Origin of the sequence: Haloferax sp. Atlit-48N (assembly GCF_003383015.2) — an archaeon.
In the GTDB taxonomy this organism is placed as follows: domain Archaea; phylum Halobacteriota; class Halobacteria; order Halobacteriales; family Haloferacaceae; genus Haloferax; species Haloferax volcanii.
This window is the reverse complement of sequence record NZ_CP137689.1, coordinates 2,739,558-2,760,115: the sequence shown is the minus strand read 5'-3', so window position 1 is coordinate 2,760,115 and position 20,558 is coordinate 2,739,558. Positions and strand designations below refer to the sequence as shown.

Genomic DNA, 20,558 nt, shown 5'->3' with positions numbered 1-20,558 from the left:
GCGAACCCCGGAGCGACGCGACCGAACGGGGACAACGATTAAGTCGATGTGTAAAGTATACTTTACTGTAAAGCGAACTTTCCACCCGGCTTCCCGCGACCGGCGCTTTACACAGCACTATGTCACAAGTCCAACGCTCACCGACGCCTCGGCTCTCCAGACAACGGCGGTACCGGCGCCTGCTGTTCGGTTCCATCGGAGCGGGCGTCCTCGCCTCCCTCGTCCTCCGATTCCTCGACTACCCTGTCCTCGGGGAAGCCGTCTACTGGCTCGGCATCGTCGCCGCGCTCGCCGTCTGGCGCGGCACCGACGTCGCGCTGTTCGACGAGCGCGACCGCTCGCTCGAACGGCGGGCGAGTCAGCTCACCATGACCGTCGCCGCGGTGGTTCTCGTCCTCGGCGCGTCCGCCGCCCGACTCGGTGCGACGCTCGGGCTGTTCGAGGTCTCGCCGTTCCTCTCGGGCGCGCTGTACGGCTACGTCGGACTGTTCGGGCTCTTCGCCCTGTGCTACCTCTGGGTCCGCGCTCGGACATGAAAAACGGGCTCCGAACGCGCCGCGAGGCCGCCGACCTCAGCCAAGGCGAACTCGCCGAAGCGGTCGGCGTCACCCGCCAGACCATCAACGCCATCGAGCGCGAGCGGTACGACCCCTCGCTCGAACTGGCGTTCAAGCTGGCGGCGTACTTCGACTGCCGCGTCGAGGACCTCTTCGACCCGGAACTCGATGCCGACCTGACCGCCTAAAAAATCAGCTCGCCGTTTTTCGGACGCTTCCTCACCGATTCAGGGTGTGAATCGCCTGTCCGAGCGCGTTCTCGGCGGCCTCCATGACCGCTTCCGCGAGCGTCGGGTGGGTGTGGATGGTCGAGGCCACGTCTTCGAGCGTCGCGCCCATCTCGATGGCCAACGCGAGTTCGGCGATGAGTTCGGAGGCCTCGGGGCCGACGATTTGCGCCCCGAGGACGAAGCCGGACTCCTCGCCGGCGACGACGCGGACGAAGCCGTCGGCGTGGTTCGTCGTCAGCGCGCGGCCGGATGCCCGGAAGGGCATCTGCCCGACGACGGGCGTGAAGCCGGCTTCCTCGGCGTCGGCTTCGGTCATGCCGACCGTGCCGATTTCGGGGTCGGTGAACACCGCGGCGGGGACGGCCTGACTGTCGAAGGCGACCGGTTCGCCGGCGACGTGCTCGGCGGCGACGATGCCCTCCTTCGAGGCGACGTGCGCGAGCATCGGCGTGTCCTCGACCACGTCGCCGACGGCGTAGATGTGCTCCACGTCGGTGCGGCGGCGGTCGTCGACCGAGAGGAATCCGCGGTCGTCGGCTTCGAGACCGGCGTTCTCGATGTCCATCGTGTCGGTGACGGGCGAGCGCCCGACGGCGACGAGCACCTTGTCGGCGCGGTACTCGTTTTCCTCGCCGTCTTCGGTCTCGGTCGTCACCATGATGCCGTCGTCCTCCTCGCGCCAGCCGCTGGCTCCCTCACCGAAGTGCATGTCGATGCCGAGCTCTTCGGCGCGCTTGCGGACGACGCGGGCCACGTCGGACTCGTAGCCCGGCAGGATGTCGTCGAGCATCTCGACGACGGTCACGTCCGCGCCGAGTTTCGCGAACGTCGTGGACAGCTCCATCCCGATGTAGCCGCCGCCGACGACGACCAGTCGCTCCGGGACGGTGTCGGCTTCGAGGGCGTCGCGCGACGACCACACCGGCTCGTCCCCGAAGTCGAAGCCGGGAATCTGGATGACGCGCGAGCCGGTGGCGATGATGCAGTGTTCGAACTCGATGGTCTCCGAGCCCTGCCCCTCGCCGCCGTGGGCGATGCGGACGGCGTGTTCGTCTTTGAAGCGGGCGGTTCCCTCGACGAGGTTGACGCCGTTCGCCTTACAGAGCTTCTCGACGCCGCCGGTGAGTTGGTCGACGACGCCGCTCTTCCAGTCGCGCAGTTGCGACATGTCCACGACGGGGTCGGCGTGGATGCCCATCTCCTCGGCGTTGCCCGCCTCGTGGGCGAGGTTCGCCCCCGTGATGAGCGCCTTCGAGGGGATACAGCCGTAGTTGAGGCAGGTGCCCCCGTAGGCGTCCTTCTCGACCAGCGTCGTGTCGATGCCGTTCTGTGCGGCGCGGATGGCGGCGACGTAGCCGCCGGGTCCCGCGCCGATGACGAGCAGTTCGGTTCCGGTTGCGATGTCTCCGACGACCATTATTCTAACACCAGCAGTTTGGGGTCTTCGAGCAGTTCCTTCACGCGGTTCGTGAACCGAGCGCCCTGCGCGCCGTCGACGACGCGGTGGTCGAACGACAGCGAGAGGGTGAGGACGTTTCGCGGCACGACCTCACCGTCGACGACCCGGGGCTTTTCTTTGATGGCTCCGAGCGCGAGAATCGCCACCTCGGGGTAGTTGATAATCGGCGTGGCGTACTCGCCGCCGATGCCGCCGACGTTGGTGATGGTGAAGGTGCCGCCGCGCATCTCCTCGGGCGCGATTTTGCGGTTGCGGGCCTTCTCGACCTTCTCGTTCATCTCGTCGGCGAGTTCGAGCATCCCCTTGCGGTCCGCGTCGTGGACGACGGGGACGAGCAGACCGGCGTCGGTCGCGGCCGCGACGCCGATGTTGTACTCGTCGCGCAGGACGATTTCCTCGTTTTCCTCGTCGAGCTGCGAGTTGAGGTACGGGAAGTCCTTCAGCGCCGCGACGACGGCCTTCATCACGAACGGCATGTAGGTCAGCCGCGAGCCGCGCTCCTCGGCGACGGGCTTGAGCTGTTCGCGCAGTTCGACGAGTTCCGTCACGTCCACCTCGTCGTGGTGGGTGACGTGCGGCGCGGTGTACTTCGACCGCTGCATCTGGTCGCCGATGGCCTTGCGGACGCCCTTGTAGGGGACGCGCTCGCCGGCACCGGGGCCGGCCTCGGGCGGTGCGGGTTCACTCGCCGCGTCGCCCGTCGCCTCGGCGGTCGCGGTTCCGGCGTCGGCCTCGGCGGACACCGCCTCGGCGTCCGCGGCCTGCGCCTCGCGCTGGGCCTGCGCGTACTCCTGGACGGCCTCGGGCGAGACGAACGCCTCGCCGTCGCGCATCTCCGTCGCGGGGACCGCGTCGATGTCGACGCCCTCCTCTTTGGCCAGCGCGCGGGTCGCGGGCGCGGCGAGCGTCTGCTCGCGGTCGGCGCTCTCGGCCGGCGCGGACGAGGAGGCGGACGCGCTCGACGTTCCCTCGTCGCGCTTCGCGGTCGCGGACTTCCCGTTTTTCTGGACGGTCCGCGGGCCGCTGGGCTCGTCGTCCTCGTCGCCGTCGTCGTCCGCGGCGGCGCGAACGTCGCCTTCGGTCACGCGGCCGCTCGGGCCGCTGCCGTCGACGGCGTCGAGGTCGACGCCGAGCTCGCGGGCGAGGCGACGGACGCTCGGCGGGGCGAACACGCGCCCGCCGGAACCCGACTCGTCGTCGCTAGCGCCGTCGGCGTCGTCGCTCTCGGCCGACTCAGACTCGGCCGTTTCAGCGTCCGAATCGGAAGTCTCGGCGTCTGCGGCGGCCTCCTCGTCGTCGCCATCCTCCTGAATGGTGATGATGACGTCGCCGACGGGGACGACCTCGCCCTCCTCGGCGAGGAGTTCCTTCACCGTCCCGTCGAACGGCGAGGGCACGTCGACGAGCGCCTTGTCGGTCTCGACCTCCGCGAGCACCTGGTCTTCGGTTACCTCGTCGCCCGGCGCGACGTGCCACGTTACGAGTTCGCCTTCCGCGACGCCTTCACCGACGTCGGGGAGTTTGAATTCCTTGAGCGCCATCGTTCAGAAGTTCACCGCCTCACGAATACCTTCTTCGACGCGGGCGACCGACGGGAGGTAGTAGTCCTCCAGCGCGTACAGCGGGTACGGCACGTCGTAGCCCGCGACGCGCTTGACCGGCGCTTCCTGATAGAGCAGCGCCTCCTCCTGAACCGTCGCCGTGATTTCGGCGCCGAGGCCGCCGTTCTTCGGGGCCTCGTGGACGACCACCGCGCGGCCGGTCTTCTTGAACGACTCCACGATGGTCTCGCGGTCGAGCGGCGAGATGGTTCGGATGTCCACGACCTCGGCGTCGATACCCTCTTCTTCGAGGTTCTCGACGGCCTCCAGCGTCGGGCGCGTCATCGCGCCGAAGGTGAACACGGACACGTCCGTGCCCTCGCGGCGAACCGCGGCCTCGCCGATGGGGACCGTGTAGTCGTCTTCCGGGACCTCGCCGCGGAACGCCCGGTAGATGAGCTTCGGCTCCATGAAGATGACCGGGTCGGGGTCGCGGATGGCGGAGATGAGCAGTCCCTTCGTGTCGTACGGCGTCGAGGGGATGACGACCTTCAGGCCGGCCTCGTGCGCGTAGAACATCTCCTTGGACTCCGAGTGCGACTCGGGGGCGCGGATGCCGCCGCCGTAGGGCGCGCGGAGCACCATGGGGAGCGTGTAGCGGCCGCGGGTGCGGTTGCGGAACCGCCCCATGTGGCTCACGATTTGGTCGAATCCGGGGTACATGAAGCCGGAGAACTGAATCTCGGGGACCGGCTTCAGCCCCATCGCGGCCATGCCGATGGCCGTGCCGACGATGCCCGATTCGGCCAGCGGCGTGTCGATGACGCGGTCGTCTCCGAACTCGTCCCAGAGGCCCTCCGTGGCCCGGAAGACGCCGCCGTTCTTGCCGACGTCCTCGCCCATGACGAGCACCTCGTCGTCGAGGTTCATCTCGGTGTAGAGACCGTCCCGTACCGCCTGCACGATGGTGAGGTTCTGACTGCTCATTCTCTGAGGAATCCTTCGTCGCCGAACTTCTCGCGGAGCGCTTCGAACTCCTCGTACTGTGCCTGAATCTCCGGGGTCCGCTCGGCGTAGGCGTAGTTGAACATCTCGCTCGGGTCCGGCCGCGGGTCGGACTCGGCCGCCTCGATGGCGTCCGCGACCCGCCCTTTCACGTCTTCTTCGATGGCCTCGACGGCCTCGTCGTCGATGCGGCCCGTCTCGCGGAGGAACGCCTCCAGCCGCGGGATGGGGTCTTTCGCCTTCCACTTCTCGACTTCCTCGTCGTCGCGGTAGACGGTCGGGTCGTCGGCGGTCGTGTGCGCGCCGAAGCGGTACTGGACCGCCTCGATGAGCGTCGGGCGGCCCTCGCCCTCGCCGGGGTTCTTCGCCTTGTCGAGCGCCGCCTTCGTCACGGAGTAGACCGCGAGCGGGTCCATCCCGTCGACCTGCACGCCGTCGATGCCGTAGGCGGTCGCCTTCTGCGCCAGCGTCTCGGAGGCGGTCTGTCGCTCCCGCGGCACCGAGATGGCCCACTGGTTGTTGTTACAGAAGAAGACGTTCGGGGTGTCGAAGACGCCCGCGAAGTTCAGCCCCTCGTGGAAGTCGCCCTCGGAGGTCGCGCCGTCACCGAAGTAACAGATGACGGCCGTGTCGTCCTCGCCGCGGAGCTTCTTCGCCCACGCCGCGCCGGTCGCGTGGGGAATCTGCGAAGCGATGGGGACCGCGGGCGGGAAGAGGTTCACGCCCTCGGGCATCTCGTTGCCCTTCTCGTGGCCCATCCAGTACAGAAGCGTCTGCTTCAGCGGAAGCCCCCGGAGCAGCGACGCGCCGTGTTCGCGATAGCTCGGGACCATCCAGTCCTGTTCGTCGAGCGCGATTGCGCTCCCGATTTGTGCGCCCTCCTGTCCCGACAGCGGCGGATACGTCCCCATCCGCCCCTGTCGCTGGAGACTCACCGCCCGCGTGTCGAAGTGCCGGGCGAGACGCATGTATCGGTACATCTCGACGAGCGTCTCGTCGTCGATGTCGGGAACCTCGCCGACGACGGTCCCGTCCTCGTCGAGCACTCGTACCTGGTCCTGCGGGTCGCGTTGAAGCACGCTCACGGGAGAACCCTCCTGTTCATGGCAAAATCGACACCCGCCGGCGTTATATTGTTTTCGTATATAATTTACTTTGACTCGGAATATTGCGTCTCGCGTCGTGCTATGTCAACTCACACGAGGTAAAATTGGACATTTTCGCTTCTAAACGATTCTTCCTGACGTTCATTCGTGTGAACCCACACATCACCGAGAAATAATCGGAAATATCGGCAGCGTTGCAGGTCCGCTTCGGGGCGGGGGCGGGGTCGGACCGGATGTCGGACCCGGATGGCTGAGTCGGGCGGACGCGAGGGGTGGCGACCGCGGCCTACTGTCCGGCGGCCGCGCGGGCGGCCTGCCGCGCCTCCTCGACGCTCGACCCCTCGCGGAGGAGCGCGTCCACGAACAGTTCGCCGGCCTTGTACGACGACCGGACCATCGGGCCGGACGCGCAGTAGAGGAAGCCCAGTTCGTCTTCTGCGACGCGCCGCCACGTCTCGAAGGCGTCGGGGTGGACGTACTCGAACACGTCGAGGTGGCTCCGGGAGGGTTGGAGGTACTGGCCGAAGGTGACGATGTCAACGTCGGCCTCGCGGAGGTCCGAGAGGGTCTGGTAGACCTCGTGGGCGTGCTCGCCGAGGCCGAGCATGACCGAGGTCTTCGTGTGGATGTCGGACTCGTCTGTCACCTGCTGGAGCACCGAAAGCGACTGCTCGTAGCCGGCGCGGCGGTCCCGAATCGGCCACTGGAGGCGCTCGACGGTCTCGATGTTGTGGGCGATGACGTCGGGTCCGGCGTCGATTATCTTCCGGACGTGCTCGGGTTCGCCCTGGAAGTCGGGAATCAGCACCTCGACGAGCACCTCGGGGTCGCGGCGCTTGATTTCGCGGATGGTCTCCGCGAAGTGGGCCGCGCCCTGGTCCGGCAGGTCGTCGCGGTCCACGGAGGTCAACACGACGTAGTCGAGGCCGATTTCGGTCACCGCGTCGGCGACGTTCGCCGGTTCGTCGGGGTCCAGCGGCTCCATCCCGCCTGTCGTCACGTCGCAGAAGTTACACCCGCGCGAACACCGGTCGCCCATGAGCATGAACGTGGCCGTCCCGGGGCCGTCGCGGCCGCTCCAGCACTCCCCGAGGTTCGGGCAGTTCGCCTCCTCGCAGACGGTGTTGAGGTTCCGGTCCCGGAGCGTCGATTTGATATCGGTGAAGCGCCGGCCCGATGGCGGTCGCATCTTCAACCAGTCTGGCTTCCGCCGCGTGCGCATAGGCAGTTCTTGCGAGGCGACGGGCAAAAACGTGAGGATTGGTCCGCCGTCTGTCGGGTTGGCGGCGGGATCGCTCGCCGGAGGCGACCGAACCCGCGTCGCCACGACACCGTTCGGTCGAACAATGGTCTACGGTAGCACACGTTGTTCAGAATAGTTCAAACGAACAGTTCTATCACGGAAAACGAAACGTCAACCTCGGATACATCACGACTTTCAATCAAACAGCACGTACGACCGTGCTAGATGTATCAAATAACTGAAAAACTTATATTCGAGTAAATACTTCTCTCGAGTATGAACTGGAAACACCGCCGCGACATGACGAAGGCCGAATCGAAGAAGCACGAGGCCACCGCGGGGACGAACTGGTCGTTCATCGCCGCGCTCGCCGGCGCCGCGTAAGCGGGCCTGCGCCTCGGGCCCCGAACCAATCCTCACCACCCTACCACTCACCAACCTCAGCCCCTCCGTATTCCGCTCGTTCGACGCTCCCGAGTCGCCGCGCCGGATGGAGAAACGCCTTTCCCCACGGACGACTCGGCTTCGTGTATGACGCTCGTCTTCGTCTCGTCCCCGACGCCAGCGCGCACCCGGAGGTGCGCCCAGTGAAAGTCGCCGAGGCGGTCCCCGAGTTCGCAGACGCCTTCGGGTTCGAGGAGTTCAACCGGATGCAGCGCGAGGCGCTGCCCGCCATCCTCGACACCGACCACAACGTCGTCGCCTCCGCGCCCACCGCCAGCGGGAAGACGGCGCTCGCCGAACTCGCCATCTGCCGGACCCTCCGCGACGAGGGGACGGCGCTTTTCATCGCGCCGCTCCGCGCGCTCACCACCGAGAAGGAGACCGAGTGGGAGCGCTTCGAGGACCTCGGCTACTCTGTCTACGTCGTCACCGGCGAGCGCGACCTGAATCCCCGCCGGGCCGCCCGCGCCGACATCCTCGTGATGACGCCCGAGAAGACCGACTCCGCGACCCGGAAACACGACTCCGCGCGCTACTCGTTCATAGAGGACGTCGACTGCGTCGTCATCGACGAGGTCCACCTGCTGGATTCGGAGACCCGCGGCGGCGTCCTCGAAGTCACCGTCTCGCGGATGCGCCGCATCTGCGACCCCCGAATCGTCGCGCTGTCTGCGACCATGCCCAACATCGACGACGTGGCGGCGTGGCTCGACGCGCCGGACGAGACCACCTTCGAGTTCGGTGACGACTATCGCCCCGTCGACCTCCACGCGGGCGTCAAGACCTACACCCACGGCGAGAACTCCTTCGCCGACAAGTACCGCCGACTGTACCGGGCGTTCGACCTCGCGGAGCCGCACATCCGCGACGGCGGCCAGTCGCTCGTCTTCGTCTCCTCGCGGCAGGACGCCGTCCGCGCGGCCGCCAAGGCCCGCGACGAACTCGCAAAGCGCGACGTACCCATCGGCGCGCGCGGCGACTACGACTTCCACAACGAGGCGAAGGAACTGAGCAACGACTCGCTCGCCAAGGGCGTCTTGGACGGCGTCGGCTTCCACCACGCCGGCCTCTCGCGGGACGACCGCGAGGCCGTCGAGGAGTGGTTCAAGGAGGGCAAGATTCAGCTCCTGTTTTCGACCTCCACGCTCGCGTGGGGCGTGAACCTCCCCGCGCGCTGCGTCGTCATCCGCGACACGAAACACCACGACCCGCTCGAAGGCGAGGTGGACATCTCCCCGCTCGACATCCTCCAGATGCTCGGCCGCGCGGGCCGCCCCGGCTACGACGACGTCGGCTACGGCTGGGTCGTCTGCGACCGCTCGGACCAGAACAAGTACCGCCGCCTGCTTCGCGAGGGCAAGGAAATCGAGTCGCGCCTCGCAGAAGACCTCGACTCGCACCTCAACGCCGAAATCGCCATGGGGACCATCCGCGACCTCGACGACGTCATGTCGTGGCTGGAGACGACGTTCTACTACCGGCGGGCGCAGTCGAACCCGGCGGCCTACGATTTCGAAGACCTCCGCGAGCGCGTCCGCGACGTGCTCGACCGCCTCGTCTCCCGCGGCTTCGTCGAGATGGACGACGACCTCTCCATCGACGCGACCCCGCTCGGGCGACTCACCTCGAAGTACTATCTCCGACTCGGGACCGCCTCGCGCTTCGCGGACCTCGCGGAACGGGACCGCATCACCGCCGACGACGTCCTCGAAACCGTCGCGGGCGCGGCCGACTTCCGACAGGTGTCGGCGCGCCAGTCCGAGGTGGACGCCGTCGACTCGGTGCTGACGGGCGTCTCGACCACGCTCGAAGACGGCCCGAAGAAGGTGCTCGCCATCCTCCACGCCAGCATGGCGAACTCGACGCCGAGCGAACTCCGGAGCGACGCGTGGGTCATCAAGCAGAACGCGCTCCGACTCCTCTCGGCGCTCCGGGAGTTCCTCGACACCTTCGCGGACGCCCGCGCGGCAAACCTCGCAAGGCGCGTCGAGGCCCGCGTCGACAACGGCGTCAGCAGCGACGCCGCGGCGCTCACGGCCGTCGACGGCATCGGTCCCGGTCGCGCGCGAAAGCTCGCCACCGGCGGCCTCTCGACCCCGGCAGACGTGGTCGACGCCGGCGTGAAAGAACTCACTCGGGCGGGCCTCTCGCAGGGCGTCGCCGAGCGCGTCATCGAGAGCGCGAAGGACCTCCCCGCGCCCGACATCGACTGGGGCGAGTTCCCCGAGTCGGTCGCCCGCGGCGAGAGCGACATGCACGACATCCGCGTTCGAAACGACGGCGGCGGCGGTTCCGTCGGCATCCGCGTCACCGTCAACGACGTTGAGATGTCGACGAAGACGTGCTACCTCTCCGACGAGGTGACCGTCCCCGTCGGCGTCTTCGGCGCGACGGACGACGAACTGGAGTTCGTCGTGGAGGTCGCGTTCCCCGACCTGCCGCTGCTCCCGATTCGGGAGTCGCGGACGGTTCGGGTCGAATAGAAAAGCGCGGCGGCAGCCGCGTTCGGTCGGGGTTCGGTCGTTTGTAATCTCGTCTCGGTCGCCTCTCGCTTACTCCTCGCCCAACAGCGCCGCCCGCAACTCCGCCGGCCCGTCGACGATTCTATCCGCCCGCGAGAGGTCGAGGTCGGCGTTCTGCCCGCCGCGGTAGGCGATGGTGTACGCGCCGGACCGCACGGCCGCCTCGATGCCGTTTATCGAGTCCTCGATGACGACGCACTCCTCGGGGGCGACGCCGAACTCGGCGGCGGCGTGCTCGTAGATGTGGGGTTCGGGCTTCCCCGGTTTGTCGATGTCGTCGGCCGAGAGCACGAGGTCAAGCGGGTCGAGGTCGAATCGCTCGCGGACGGTCGAAATCCAGTCCTGCGGGGCCGACGAGACGATTGCGAGTTTCTTGCCCGCCGCGCGGAGGTCCGAAAACAGCTCCTCCGCGCCGTCCATCAGGACGACGTGTTCGCCGTAGACGCTCTCTGAGTTCTCGTGGTACGCCGCGACGAACTCGTCTTTCGTGACGGTCGTCCCGTACTCCGCGTCGAGGTAGTCGTATATCTCGCGGAAGTTCATCCCCGTTATCTCCTCGTGGTCGGGGTCGCCGGACTCGATGGCGTCGGCGAACACCCACTCGTCCTCGAAGGCGTGCCAGTACTGCTCGGAATCGACTAACACTCCGTCCATGTCGAACAGCACGACGTTCGCGTCCATGATTCGCCCTCGGCCGCGACCGACCAAAGAGCTTCGTGCCGCGGCATGCCCGGTGAACCCTCGCACGTAGGTTCAAATCGGAACCGGCGACCACCCCGCCGCATGGATTCGATACGCGTCTTCGCCGGCGACTGCACCGTCAGCTTCGAAGGCTCCCGCGACCGCACCCAGCGCGGCCGGGTCGTCGTCGTGGCCAAGCCCGACAGAACCGTCCTCGTCCACGACGCCGGGGGCTACCAGCCCGTCGCGTGGCTGACCCGCGCCGACTCGCTGACCGTCGAGTCGGGACCGGGGTCGTTCGGCCTCGTGGCCCGCGCGGGCGACCAGACCCTCACCGTCGACTCGAACGACGTGACCGGCCGCGCCGAGTACCCCGCGAGCGACGCGGGTGTCCCGGTCGGCTCGCATCCCGACACCGGCGACCCGCTCGTCAGGACCAACGGCTCCGTCGTCGCCCTCGACTCGGGGACCGAGTATCGCCTCCCTGCGGGCGCGACCGTCCTCGACGAGACGTGCGACGACTGCGGCCTGCCGCTGATGCGCGTCGAGCGCGGCGCGCCGTTCGAGGTGTGCATCGACCGCCGGTGCGACCCGCTGGACGACCACGTGAAAGACCGGTTCGACGGCGAGTGGTCGTGTCCGGACTGCGGGTCGCCGCTCCGAATCCTCCGGCGGAGCGGTCGCCTGCTCGCCGGCTGCGACGCCTATCCCGACTGCGAGACGGCCTTCTCGCTCCCCGCGGGCGTCGTCGGAGACGACTGCGACTGCGGCCTGCCGATATTCGAGACGGGTCGCGGCCGGCGGTGTCTCGACTCGACCTGCGAGGGCCGATGAGTCGAGACGAGGGGCGGCGAGCGTGGCCCCGTCGCTGGCGACACGGCCGGCCGCGAGGGGTGCGTCCGGGGTCGGGGCCGCGACCGCGACGAACCGGCGGCGGCGACGGCCGCCGCTCCGACGCCCCCGCGGGCCGCGCCGCCGGCATCGCAGGCCCTTTGTCGTCGCCGCGCCCCGATTCTGGTATGCAAGGACGCCTCGAAGACGGCGTCGTCCATCTCCCGGGCGACGCTCGACAGCGGTTCCACGACTCCCGCGGCTACGGGAGACCCACCGGCGGCGACGACCTCGAGGTCGCGCCCGTCGAGGCCGCCCACCTGCTCTCGCGGGACGACATCGACGGCGTGGACGGGATGGGCCTGCGCGAACTCCTCGCGCGCACCGGGACCACCCTCGATTTCGTCGTCTACAAAGACCTCCGCGACCGCGGGTTCTACCTCTCGCCCGCCCGCGAGGGGTGGCCGGGCGTCGCGGACGCCGCGGGCGCTGACTTCCTCGTCTACCCCCGCGGGAAGGGGCCGTGGGACGGCGAGGTCGAACACCGCGTCCGCGTCGTCGGCGAGCGCGAGAGCATCCCCGTCTCGTCGCTCGGAGAGGTGGTGCTCGCCATCGTCGACGAGGACGGCGACCTGACCTACTTCGACACCGAGGGCGACTCCCCCGAGGGGACGGCCGCGGAGGACCTCCCGGCCGACCTCGACGCGGAACTCCTCTCGGACCGCGCGCTCGTCTGGGACGGCGTCGACCGCCTCTACCAGCGCGGCTTCTTCGGTCAGCGGCTGTACGGCAGAAACGCCGACAGCGGCCCGCTCCAACTGTCGCTGCTGGAAGCCGCCTACCTCGCCCGCGCCGACGCGCTCGCCATCGACGAGGCCGACGTGGTCTCCCGCGGCCGCGACGTGGAGGGCGACCGGTTCGACCGTCGACTCGCGGTGTACGCCGCGCTCAGGGAGGCCAAGACGGTCCCGAAGAGCGGCTTCAAGTTCGGCTCGGACTTCCGCGTCTACACCGAGTTCGAGTCGGTCGACGACCTCTCGCACTCCGAGTTCCTCGTGCGCGTGGTCGCGCCCGACCACACGTTCGTCCCGCGGGACCTCTCGCTCGACGTGCGCCTCGCCGGCGGTGTCCGCAAGCGAATGGTTTTTGCGCTGACCGACGACAACGGAGAGATAGACTGGCTTTCGGTCAGTCGGCTCACGCCATGACAGACGACGAACCCGCGGAGCGCATCCGCACCGATGGAGGCACAGCAGAGGGGAAAGACGAAGTTGCCCTCGACCCGTGGGGCTCGTCGACCGTCTCCGACTACCGGAAGCTGTTCGAGGAGTTCGGCATCGAGGAGTTCGACGAGGTGCTCGACGAGGTGCCGAACCCGCACTACCTGATGCGCCGCGGGGTCATCTTCGGCCACCGCGACTACCGGCCCGTCCTCGACGCCATGCGCAACGGCGACGACTTCGCCGTCCTCTCGGGGTTCATGCCGACGGGCGACCCCCACATCGGCCACAAGCTCGTCTTCGACGAGATAATCTGGCATCAACAGCAGGGCGGCGACGCCTACGGCCTCATCGCGGACATGGAGGCGCACTCCGCCCGCGGCATCCCGTGGGACGAAATCAACGAGCACAGCCGCGACTACCTGCTGTCGCTCATCGCGCTCGGGTTCGACCCCGAGGCGGGCGAACTCTACCGGCAGTCGGACAACGACCGCCTCCAGCGGCTCGCGTTCGAACTCGGCGGGAAGGCCAACTTCTCGGAGTTCCAGTCCATCTACGGCTTCGACGGCGAGACCAACGTCTCGCACATGCAGTCGGTCGTCACGCAGATGGCCGACATCCTCTACCCGCAGTTGGACGACCCCAAGCCGACGGTCATCCCGGTCGGCCCCGACCAGGACCCCCACGTCCGGTTCGCCCGCGACCTCGCCACCCGGATGCGATTCTTCAAGGTGACGGAGGCGTTCGCGAGCTTCGAACTCGACGACGCCGAGCGCCCGCTCGTCGCGGCAGCCCACGACGCCCGCGAGGCGTACGCCGAGGACGCCGACATGCCGCGGTGCGGCGAGGCGGCCGACTGGCTCGACGACGCCGACCTCGACGCGGCGGGCGTGCTCGTCTCCGAGTCGGTCCGCGACTCTGCGGTCGAGAAGCTCGAAAACGCCGGGATGGAACCGCTCCGCCCGCGGATTCGCTTCTTCGCCCGACAGGCGACCGACGAGGCGTTCGAGGCGCTCATCGAGGAGATTGACGGCGAAAAGCGGCGGTACGACCAGCACATCGACGCGTTCGACATGGGCGTCGACGAGGCCGAGGAACTCGCCCGCGAGGTCGAAGCCAACCACGGCGGCTACGGCTTCATCCCGCCGTCGTCCATCTACCACCGCTTCATGACCGGCCTCACCGGCGGCAAGATGTCGTCGTCGATTCCGGCGAGCCACATTTCGCTGCTCGACGCGCCCGAGGAGGGTTACGACAAGGTCAAGTCCGCCACGACCGGCGGCCGCGACACGGCCGAACAGCAGCGCGAACTCGGCGGCGAGGCCGACAAATGTCCGGTGTACGAGCTGTACGCCTACCTGCTGACGGGCGACGACGACGAACTCGCAAAGGAGGTCTACGACGAGTGCCTCGGCGGCGAGCGCCTCTGCGGCGGCTGTAAGGAGCAGGCGGCGACGATGATGCGCGAGTTCCTCGAAGACCACCACGAAAAGCGCGAGGAGGCCGAGGAACTCCTCGACTCGCTGGATATCGACCTCGAGACGGAGCGACGGGGCGTGGCCGCCGAACATTAGTGAGGCGGCAACACTACCGACCGCTCACAACCCCACTTCTTCTCCCACGCCGCGGGCGTTCGACTTCTCGTAGAGGTACTCGGCGGTCGCGGCGTCGAGCACCGCCGACCCGACGCTCTCGACCACCAGAATCTCGTCGTCGCTCTCGCGGCCGGCGTCGCCCTCGAAGACGGCCGAGAGCGGAAGCAGGTCGGATTCGTCGATGCCGGCCCCGCGAACGTCACCGATGTCGGCCACTTCCTCGGGCACGTCGGCGAACACCCGCGCGGCTCGCTCGAACGTCTCGGCGTCGAGTTCGCGCGTCTCGGGCGTGTAGGCTCCGACGGCGACGACGAGCGTTCCGGGGTCGAGCCACGAGCCGTCGAAGACGGGCGTCTCGCTGGTCGTCGCGGTGACGACGACGTTCGCGCCGGAGACGGCCGCTTCGGGGGTATCGACGGCCTCGGCGGGGATGCCGTCCTCGCGGAGGTCGGCGGCGCACGCCTCGCGGGAGTCGCTCGGGGAGTAGACGTTCACCGACTCGACTGCGGAGCCGACGGCGATAGCGCGGCTCTGCCAGCGGGCCTGCGCGCCCGCGCCGAGGACGCCCAGGCGGACCGGGTCGGTCCCGAGGGACTCCGCGGCGAGCCCGCCGATACAGCCCGTCCGGGCGCTGGTAATCGTCGTCCCGTCGAGGAGCGCGAGCGGGAGACCGGTCGTCGCGTCGGTGAGGACGACCTGCGCGTTCACCGTCGGAAGGCCGTGAGCGCAGTTTTCCGGGTGGACGGCCGCGAGCTTCGTCGCGTACACCTCGCGGCCGTGGATGTACGCCGGCATGGTGAGGCCGGTGCCGAGCGGGCCGTCCTGCTCCGTCGGTTCCGAACCCGAGCGCGTTTCCGTTCCCGCGCCCGCGACGCCGTTTCCGTTCGTCCCGTCCCGGACTCTGTCGATATCGATACCCACCGGAAAGTGCGGCCGTGGCGGGCGTTCGACCTCGCCGCGGCCCTGCTTGACGAACGCCTCCTCGACGACCGGGAACAGCTCCGCGAGCGAGAGTAACTCGCCGACGGCGTCGGCGGAGAGAATACGGACCATACCCGAACTACTCTCCGCGGCCGCGTGAAAACAGTGTCCCTCGACAGTATGTGACAGACACACTCATGTCGGTGGCGAATCAGACACGACCATGCACGTCCTCATCGTCGGCGGCGGGGTCGTCGGACTCGCCTGCGCCCACGCGCTGGCCGGTCGCGGGGCCGAGGTCACCGTCTGCGAGGCGGGGACGCTCGGCGGCGGTAGCACGGGTCGCGCGGCGGGCGGCATCCGAACGCAGTTTTCGACGCGCGTGAACGTCGACCTCTCGCTCGCAAGCGTCCCAGTCTGGGAGTCCTTCGCGGACGAGTTCGGCGTCGACATCGACTACCGGCGTTCGGGCTACCTCTTTCTCGCCCGGACCGAGGCGACCGCCGCGGCGTTCCGCGAAAACGTCGCCATGCAGACCGACGCGGGCGCGCCGAGTCGCGTCCTCTCGCCCGCGGAGGCCGCCGAGTACCTCCCGGAGCTCCGAACCGAGTCGTTCGTCGCGGCGACGTTCTCGGCGGCCGACGGCGTCGCAGACCCGCACTCCGCGGTGCAGGGCTACTCGGACGCGGTCCGCGCCGCCGGCGTCGACGTTCGGACGAAGACGCCCGTGACCGACCTCGCTCGCGTCGGTGACGGCGGTGGCTCGGTCGATGCGGGAGCCACTCCCGACGCCGGCGGCTGGCGCGCCGAGACGCCGGACGGTTCCATCGACGCCGACGCCGTGGTCGTCGCGGCGGGCGCGTGGTCCGCCCGGGTCGCGGCGCTCGTGGGGGTTGACCTCCCACTCGCGCCGCGCCGCCGCCAGATAGCCGTCGTGGAACCCGAGGGCGACCTCCCCGCGGACGCCCCGCTCACCATCGACCTCGACACGGGGGCGTACTTCCGGCCGGAACGGGAGGGGACCGCCATCGTCGGCGGGCACTTCTCGGCGTCGGACCCCGACGTGGACCCCGACCGATTCGACGAGTCGATGGACGTGGAGTGGGCGGTCGAGGCGACCGAGCGGGCCGACGACGCCGCGGCTTACTTCGGCCCGGAGACGCGGATTCGGAACGGTTGGGCCGGGCTGTACGCCGTGACGCCCGACCACCACGCGATTCTGGACGAGGCGGCCCCCGGTCTCGTCGTCGCCGCGGGCTTTTCGGGCCACGGCTTCCAGCACGCGCCCGCGACCGGCGAGGCCGTCGCCGACCTGTGTCTCGGCGAGGACGCCTGCGAGGTGGACGTGTCGGCGCTGTCGCTCGACCGGTTCAAGTCGGGCGAGACGCTCCGCGAGCGGAACGTCGCGTAGGAGCGCTCGTCGGGCGGCGCGGCGCCGACGCGGAACGTTTTTACTCGGCACTCACAATCGGTCGCATATGGTATCCGAACCCAAGCGCGGGGCGCGAGCGAGCGAACCGACCACCGACGGGTTCGGAGTTTTCTTTCTGACCGCCTGAGGTCGGCGGACTCCGGCCGGGCGTCACCGCGCCCGCCGGACGAAACCGACCCCGCCGGTCAGCCCCGCCAGCGCGGCGAGGCTTCGAAACTGCTAACCGACCACCAGACGGCTAACGCCACAACGAACCAGATGCGACTTCCGGAATCACAGGTCGCGGTGTTGAACGCCGCGAGCGCCACGGACGAACGAACGATTGCACAGCTCGCGGAGGCGACAGACCAGAAGCCCGAGACGGTGACGGGCGCGGTCTTCGACCTCCGCGACGAGGGACTCGTCTCGGTCGCAGAGACCACGGCGGAGTCCGTCGAACTGACAGACGAGGGCGTCGAGTACGCCGACGAGGGCCTCCCCGAGGTCCGGCTCTACCGCGCCGCGCTCGACGCGGGCGACGGCGACGCGGTCCCGATGGGACAGGTCATCGGCGCGTCCTCCCTCGGCGGCCCGCAGGTCGATATCGCGCTGTCGAACTTCGCGCGCAAGGGCTACGGGCACATCGACTCGGGCGAACTCGCGCCCGACGCGGACGCCGACCCCGACGCCGACGAGGAGGCCGCCGCGCTCGCGGCCCTCTCCGCGGGCGAGTCCGTCGACGGCGACGTGCTCGACCAGCTCGAATCGCGGAACCTCGTGGTCCGCCACGAGCGCACCATCCGCGCCGTCACCCTCACAGACGAGGGCGTCACGGCGCTGATGGAGGGCGTCGAGGCGGCGGAGACGGTCGACCGCCTCACCCCCGAGATGCTCACCTCCGGCGAGTGGGAGGACGTGGAGTTCACCGAGTACAACGTCGAGGCCGACGCGCCCGAGGCCCGCGGCGGCAAAAAGCACATCCTCCGGCAGACCGCCGACCGCGTGAAGGACGTGCTCACCGGCATGGGCTTCGCGGAGATGGAAGGCCCGCACGCCGACGCGGACTTCTGGATCAACGACTGCCTGTTCATGCCCCAGGACCACCCGGCGCGCACCCACTGGGACCGCTTCGCCCTCGACGTGCCGCCGATGGAGGACATCCCCGAGGACCTCATCGACCGCGTCCGCGACGCCCACTTGGAGGGCGTCGGCGACGACGGCGACGGCTACCACTCGCCGTGGTCCGAGGACTTCGCGCGGGCTATCGCGCTCCGCGGCCACACCACGTCGCTGTCGATGCGCTACCTCTCGGGTCACGAGGTCGGGGAGTTAGAGCCGCCGCAGCGGTACTTCTCGGTCGAGAAGGTGTACCGCAACGACACGCTCGACCCGACGCATCTCTTGGAGTTCTACCAAATCGAGGGCTGGGTGATGGCCGAGGACCTCTCGGTGCGCGACCTGATGGGTACGTTCGAGGAGTTCTACTCCCACTTCGGCATCACGGACATCCAGTTCAAGCCGCACTACAACCCCTACACGGAGCCGTCGTTCGAGCTGTTCGGCCGACACCCCGAGACGGGCGAACTCATCGAGATAGGGAATTCGGGGATGTTCCGCGAGGAGGTGCTCCGCCCCCTCGGCGTCGAGTGCGACGTGATGGCGTGGGGCCTCGCCTTAGAGCGCCTGCTGATGCTCATGTACGGCTTCGACGACATCCGCGACGTGCACGGAACGCTCTGCGACCTCGACCTGCTCCGCGAGACGGAGGTGCTCAAGTAATGCCCGTAGTCGACGTTCAACCCGACGAACTGCGCCGCCTGACCGGCCACGAAGACAAGTCCGACGAGGAGTTCAAAGACGACCTGTTCGCGCTCGGACTGGAGTTCGAGGGCGTCACCGACGACGGGGCGTTCCAACTGGAGTTCGGTCCCGACCGCCTCGACCGCCTGTCGGTCGAAGGCGTCGCCCGCTCGCTTCGCTACCAGTACGGCGACGCCCGCGGCGTCTCCGTGCCGAACACGAACGACCCCGACTGGACGTTCGTCGTCGACGACGACGTGCCCGACGAGCGCCCCTACGTCACGGGCGCGGTCGTCCGCGGGGTCGACTTGGACGACGCGGCGCTCGACTCGCTCATCCAGTTGCAGGAGAAACTCCACGCGACGATGGGCCGCAAGCGCGCCAAGGGAGCCATCGGCATCCACGACCTCACGATGCTGAAAGGCGACGTGCTCTCGGAGAACGCCTCCGGCAACTCCATCACGTACACCGGTATCGAACCCGACGGCGACACGTTCGTCGCGCTCGACTCCAACGACGAACTCACGCCCGCCGAGGTGCTCGAACAGCACGCGACGGGTCGGAAGTACGCCGACCTCGTGAGCGAATACGACCGCTACCCGGCCATCTACGACGAAATCGGCCTGTTTTCGTTCCCGCCGGTCATCAACGGCCGCCGGACCGAGGTTTCGACGGACTCCCGCGACCTGCTCGTCGAACTCACCGGCACCGACCAGTGGACCATCGACCGGATGTGCAACATCATCTGCTACGCGCTGGCCGCCCGCGGGGCGACCATCGAGGACGTCGAGGTCCAGTACGAGACGGGCACCGTCACGAAGCCCGACTTCGAAGTCGAGACGAAACACGTCTCCCACGACCGCATCGAGACGGTCCTCGGCGTCGAGTTGGAGCTGGACGAGGTTATCGACCTGTTCGAGCGCTCCGGCCTCGACGCGAACGCCGAACTGGGCGAAGAAACCGTCTACGAGGTCTCCATTCCGCCGTACCGCGTCGACGTGCTCCACCCGCTCGACCTCGTCGACGACGTGGGCCGCGCCTACGGCTTCAACGAGCTCGAACCGCGCTACCCTGACGTGGGGACGGTCGGCCAGCGCCACGAGCGCTCCCGACTCGAAGACGCCGTCCGCACCTCGCTCGTCGGCCTCGGCTTCGAGGACCTGCTCAACTTCCACATGATTTCGGAGGAGGAGAACTACGAGCGCATGGACGTCGAGGTCGGTTCCGAGTATCTCGGCGGCGGCGAACCCGCCTCCATCACCGAACCGTACAGCGAGGACTACACCATGCTCCGGACGTGGGTGTTGCCCTCGCTGACGATGGTGCTGGAGAACAACACCCACCGGGCGTACCCGCAGGACCTCGCGGAAATCGGCCACGTGGCCCACCGCGACGACGACGAGAACACCCGCGTCGCCGAGGCCCGCCACGTCGCGGCCGTTCTCGCCCGTCACGACGCGACCTACGAGGACGCGAAGGCCCGCCTCGCGGCGCTCTGCCGCGACTTCGGCGCGGACCTGGAGACGCCCGCGACCGACCACCCGTCGTTCATCGACGGCCGCACCGCCGCGGTCGTCATCGACGGCGAGGAAGTCGGCGTCGTCGGGGAACTCCACCCGAAGGTCATCGTCGAGCACGACCTCGAACTGCCGGTCGCGGCGTTCGAGTTCGACCTGTCGTCGCTGGCGTAGAGCTTCCGGCGGTTGTTTTTGGTCCAGATTTTTGCGCGACGAGCGATGCGAGTCGCGGAAAAAGGTGGGAGCTTCGACCTGTCGGCGCTGGCGTAGTCGTTTGGCGATTATTTTTGGTCCAGATTTTTGCGCGACGAGCGATGCGAGTCGCGGAAAAAGGTGGGAGCTTCGACCTGTCGGCGCTGGCGTAGTCGTTTAGCGATTATTTTTGGTCCGGATTTTTGAGAGTCCACGAACCGAGATTTGATAACTTCGGGTAATTCCAGGCCTCCAGTAATTCTTTTCATGCATTTGGTCAGAA

General features: G+C 68.2%; 16 protein-coding genes. 9 read left to right on the top strand and 7 right to left on the bottom strand.

The window, feature by feature from the left end; all coding sequences use genetic code 11:
* Window positions 1-119 precede the first annotated feature (119 nt).
* Together DEQ67_RS14620 and DEQ67_RS14615 are read left to right on the top strand one after the other, a co-directional pair.
* Complete coding sequence (locus DEQ67_RS14620) at window positions 120-536, top strand: DUF2178 domain-containing protein (protein WP_006600888.1); 417 nt, start codon at window positions 120-122, stop codon at window positions 534-536.
* The gene (locus DEQ67_RS14615) at window positions 533-745 is read left to right on the top strand and encodes a helix-turn-helix transcriptional regulator (RefSeq protein WP_004044826.1); all 213 of its coding nucleotides are present in this window, start codon (window positions 533-535) and stop codon (window positions 743-745) included. Before DEQ67_RS14620 ends, DEQ67_RS14615 begins: the two co-directional genes overlap by 4 nt.
* A 31-nt stretch (window positions 746-776) precedes the next feature.
* On the opposite strand, the gene lpdA is transcribed toward DEQ67_RS14615, so the two are convergent.
* The 5 genes from lpdA to lipA all read right to left on the bottom strand — a co-directional run bounded on the left by lpdA (window position 777) and on the right by lipA (window position 7,120).
* Window positions 777-2,204: a dihydrolipoyl dehydrogenase gene (lpdA, locus tag DEQ67_RS14610; protein ID WP_115891790.1), complete on the bottom strand. Its 1,428-nt coding sequence runs from the start codon at window positions 2,202-2,204 to the stop codon at window positions 777-779.
* Window positions 2,204-3,787, bottom strand: a complete 1,584-nt coding sequence (locus DEQ67_RS14605; protein WP_115860755.1) for a dihydrolipoamide acetyltransferase family protein — start codon at window positions 3,785-3,787, stop codon at window positions 2,204-2,206. The genes lpdA and DEQ67_RS14605 overlap by 1 nt, the downstream gene beginning before the upstream one ends.
* Before the next feature lie 3 nt (window positions 3,788-3,790).
* The gene (locus DEQ67_RS14600; RefSeq protein ID WP_004044820.1) at window positions 3,791-4,774 is read right to left on the bottom strand and encodes an alpha-ketoacid dehydrogenase subunit beta; all 984 of its coding nucleotides are present in this window, start codon (window positions 4,772-4,774) and stop codon (window positions 3,791-3,793) included.
* The gene (pdhA, locus tag DEQ67_RS14595; protein WP_004065991.1) at window positions 4,771-5,877 is read right to left on the bottom strand and encodes a pyruvate dehydrogenase (acetyl-transferring) E1 component subunit alpha; all 1,107 of its coding nucleotides are present in this window, start codon (window positions 5,875-5,877) and stop codon (window positions 4,771-4,773) included. Before pdhA ends, DEQ67_RS14600 begins: the two co-directional genes overlap by 4 nt.
* A 307-nt stretch (window positions 5,878-6,184) precedes the next feature.
* Window positions 6,185-7,120 (bottom strand): lipoyl synthase, encoded by a 936-nt coding sequence (gene lipA / locus DEQ67_RS14590; RefSeq protein ID WP_049920508.1) that lies wholly within the window; start codon window positions 7,118-7,120, stop codon window positions 6,185-6,187.
* A gap of 608 nt (window positions 7,121-7,728) precedes the next feature.
* On the opposite strand from lipA, the gene DEQ67_RS14585 reads away from it, so the two are divergent.
* The gene (locus tag DEQ67_RS14585) at window positions 7,729-10,068 is read left to right on the top strand and encodes a DEAD/DEAH box helicase (RefSeq protein WP_115801929.1); all 2,340 of its coding nucleotides are present in this window, start codon (window positions 7,729-7,731) and stop codon (window positions 10,066-10,068) included.
* 69 nt (window positions 10,069-10,137) lie between these two features.
* Here the strand turns inward: DEQ67_RS14585 and DEQ67_RS14580 are convergent, their stop codons facing one another.
* Window positions 10,138-10,788, bottom strand: coding sequence for an HAD family hydrolase (locus DEQ67_RS14580; protein ID WP_115801928.1), 651 nt, complete (start codon window positions 10,786-10,788; stop codon window positions 10,138-10,140).
* Window positions 10,789-10,890: 102 nt separating this feature from the next.
* Here DEQ67_RS14580 and DEQ67_RS14575 point away from each other — a divergent pair, with 102 nt between their 5' ends.
* From DEQ67_RS14575 to DEQ67_RS14565, 3 genes are all read left to right on the top strand, one after another.
* The gene (locus DEQ67_RS14575) at window positions 10,891-11,622 is read left to right on the top strand and encodes an Sjogren's syndrome/scleroderma autoantigen 1 family protein (protein ID WP_115860759.1); all 732 of its coding nucleotides are present in this window, start codon (window positions 10,891-10,893) and stop codon (window positions 11,620-11,622) included.
* A gap of 185 nt (window positions 11,623-11,807) precedes the next feature.
* Window positions 11,808-12,827: a tRNA-intron lyase gene (gene endA / locus DEQ67_RS14570; RefSeq protein WP_004066002.1), complete on the top strand. Its 1,020-nt coding sequence runs from the start codon at window positions 11,808-11,810 to the stop codon at window positions 12,825-12,827.
* On the top strand, window positions 12,824-14,413 hold the full coding sequence (locus DEQ67_RS14565; RefSeq protein WP_115860761.1) for a tryptophan--tRNA ligase: 1,590 nt from the start codon (window positions 12,824-12,826) through the stop codon (window positions 14,411-14,413). The genes endA and DEQ67_RS14565 overlap by 4 nt, the downstream gene beginning before the upstream one ends.
* Window positions 14,414-14,437: 24 nt before the next feature.
* Here the strand turns inward: DEQ67_RS14565 and DEQ67_RS14560 are convergent, their stop codons facing one another.
* Window positions 14,438-15,487 carry an ornithine cyclodeaminase family protein gene (locus DEQ67_RS14560; RefSeq protein WP_006600894.1) on the bottom strand — a complete coding sequence of 350 codons (1,050 nt, stop codon included), beginning with the start codon at window positions 15,485-15,487 and terminating at the stop codon, window positions 14,438-14,440.
* 91 nt (window positions 15,488-15,578) lie between these two features.
* On the opposite strand from DEQ67_RS14560, the gene DEQ67_RS14555 reads away from it, so the two are divergent.
* The 3 genes from DEQ67_RS14555 to pheT all read left to right on the top strand — a co-directional run bounded on the left by DEQ67_RS14555 (window position 15,579) and on the right by pheT (window position 20,257).
* On the top strand, window positions 15,579-16,766 hold the full coding sequence (locus tag DEQ67_RS14555) for an NAD(P)/FAD-dependent oxidoreductase (protein WP_115801926.1): 1,188 nt from the start codon (window positions 15,579-15,581) through the stop codon (window positions 16,764-16,766).
* A 279-nt stretch (window positions 16,767-17,045) separates the two neighbouring features.
* The gene (locus DEQ67_RS14550) at window positions 17,046-18,545 is read left to right on the top strand and encodes a phenylalanine--tRNA ligase subunit alpha (protein ID WP_115801925.1); all 1,500 of its coding nucleotides are present in this window, start codon (window positions 17,046-17,048) and stop codon (window positions 18,543-18,545) included.
* The gene (pheT, locus tag DEQ67_RS14545; RefSeq protein WP_115860763.1) at window positions 18,545-20,257 is read left to right on the top strand and encodes a phenylalanine--tRNA ligase subunit beta; all 1,713 of its coding nucleotides are present in this window, start codon (window positions 18,545-18,547) and stop codon (window positions 20,255-20,257) included. The genes DEQ67_RS14550 and pheT overlap by 1 nt, the downstream gene beginning before the upstream one ends.
* The last annotated feature ends 301 nt before the right edge of the window (window positions 20,258-20,558 follow it).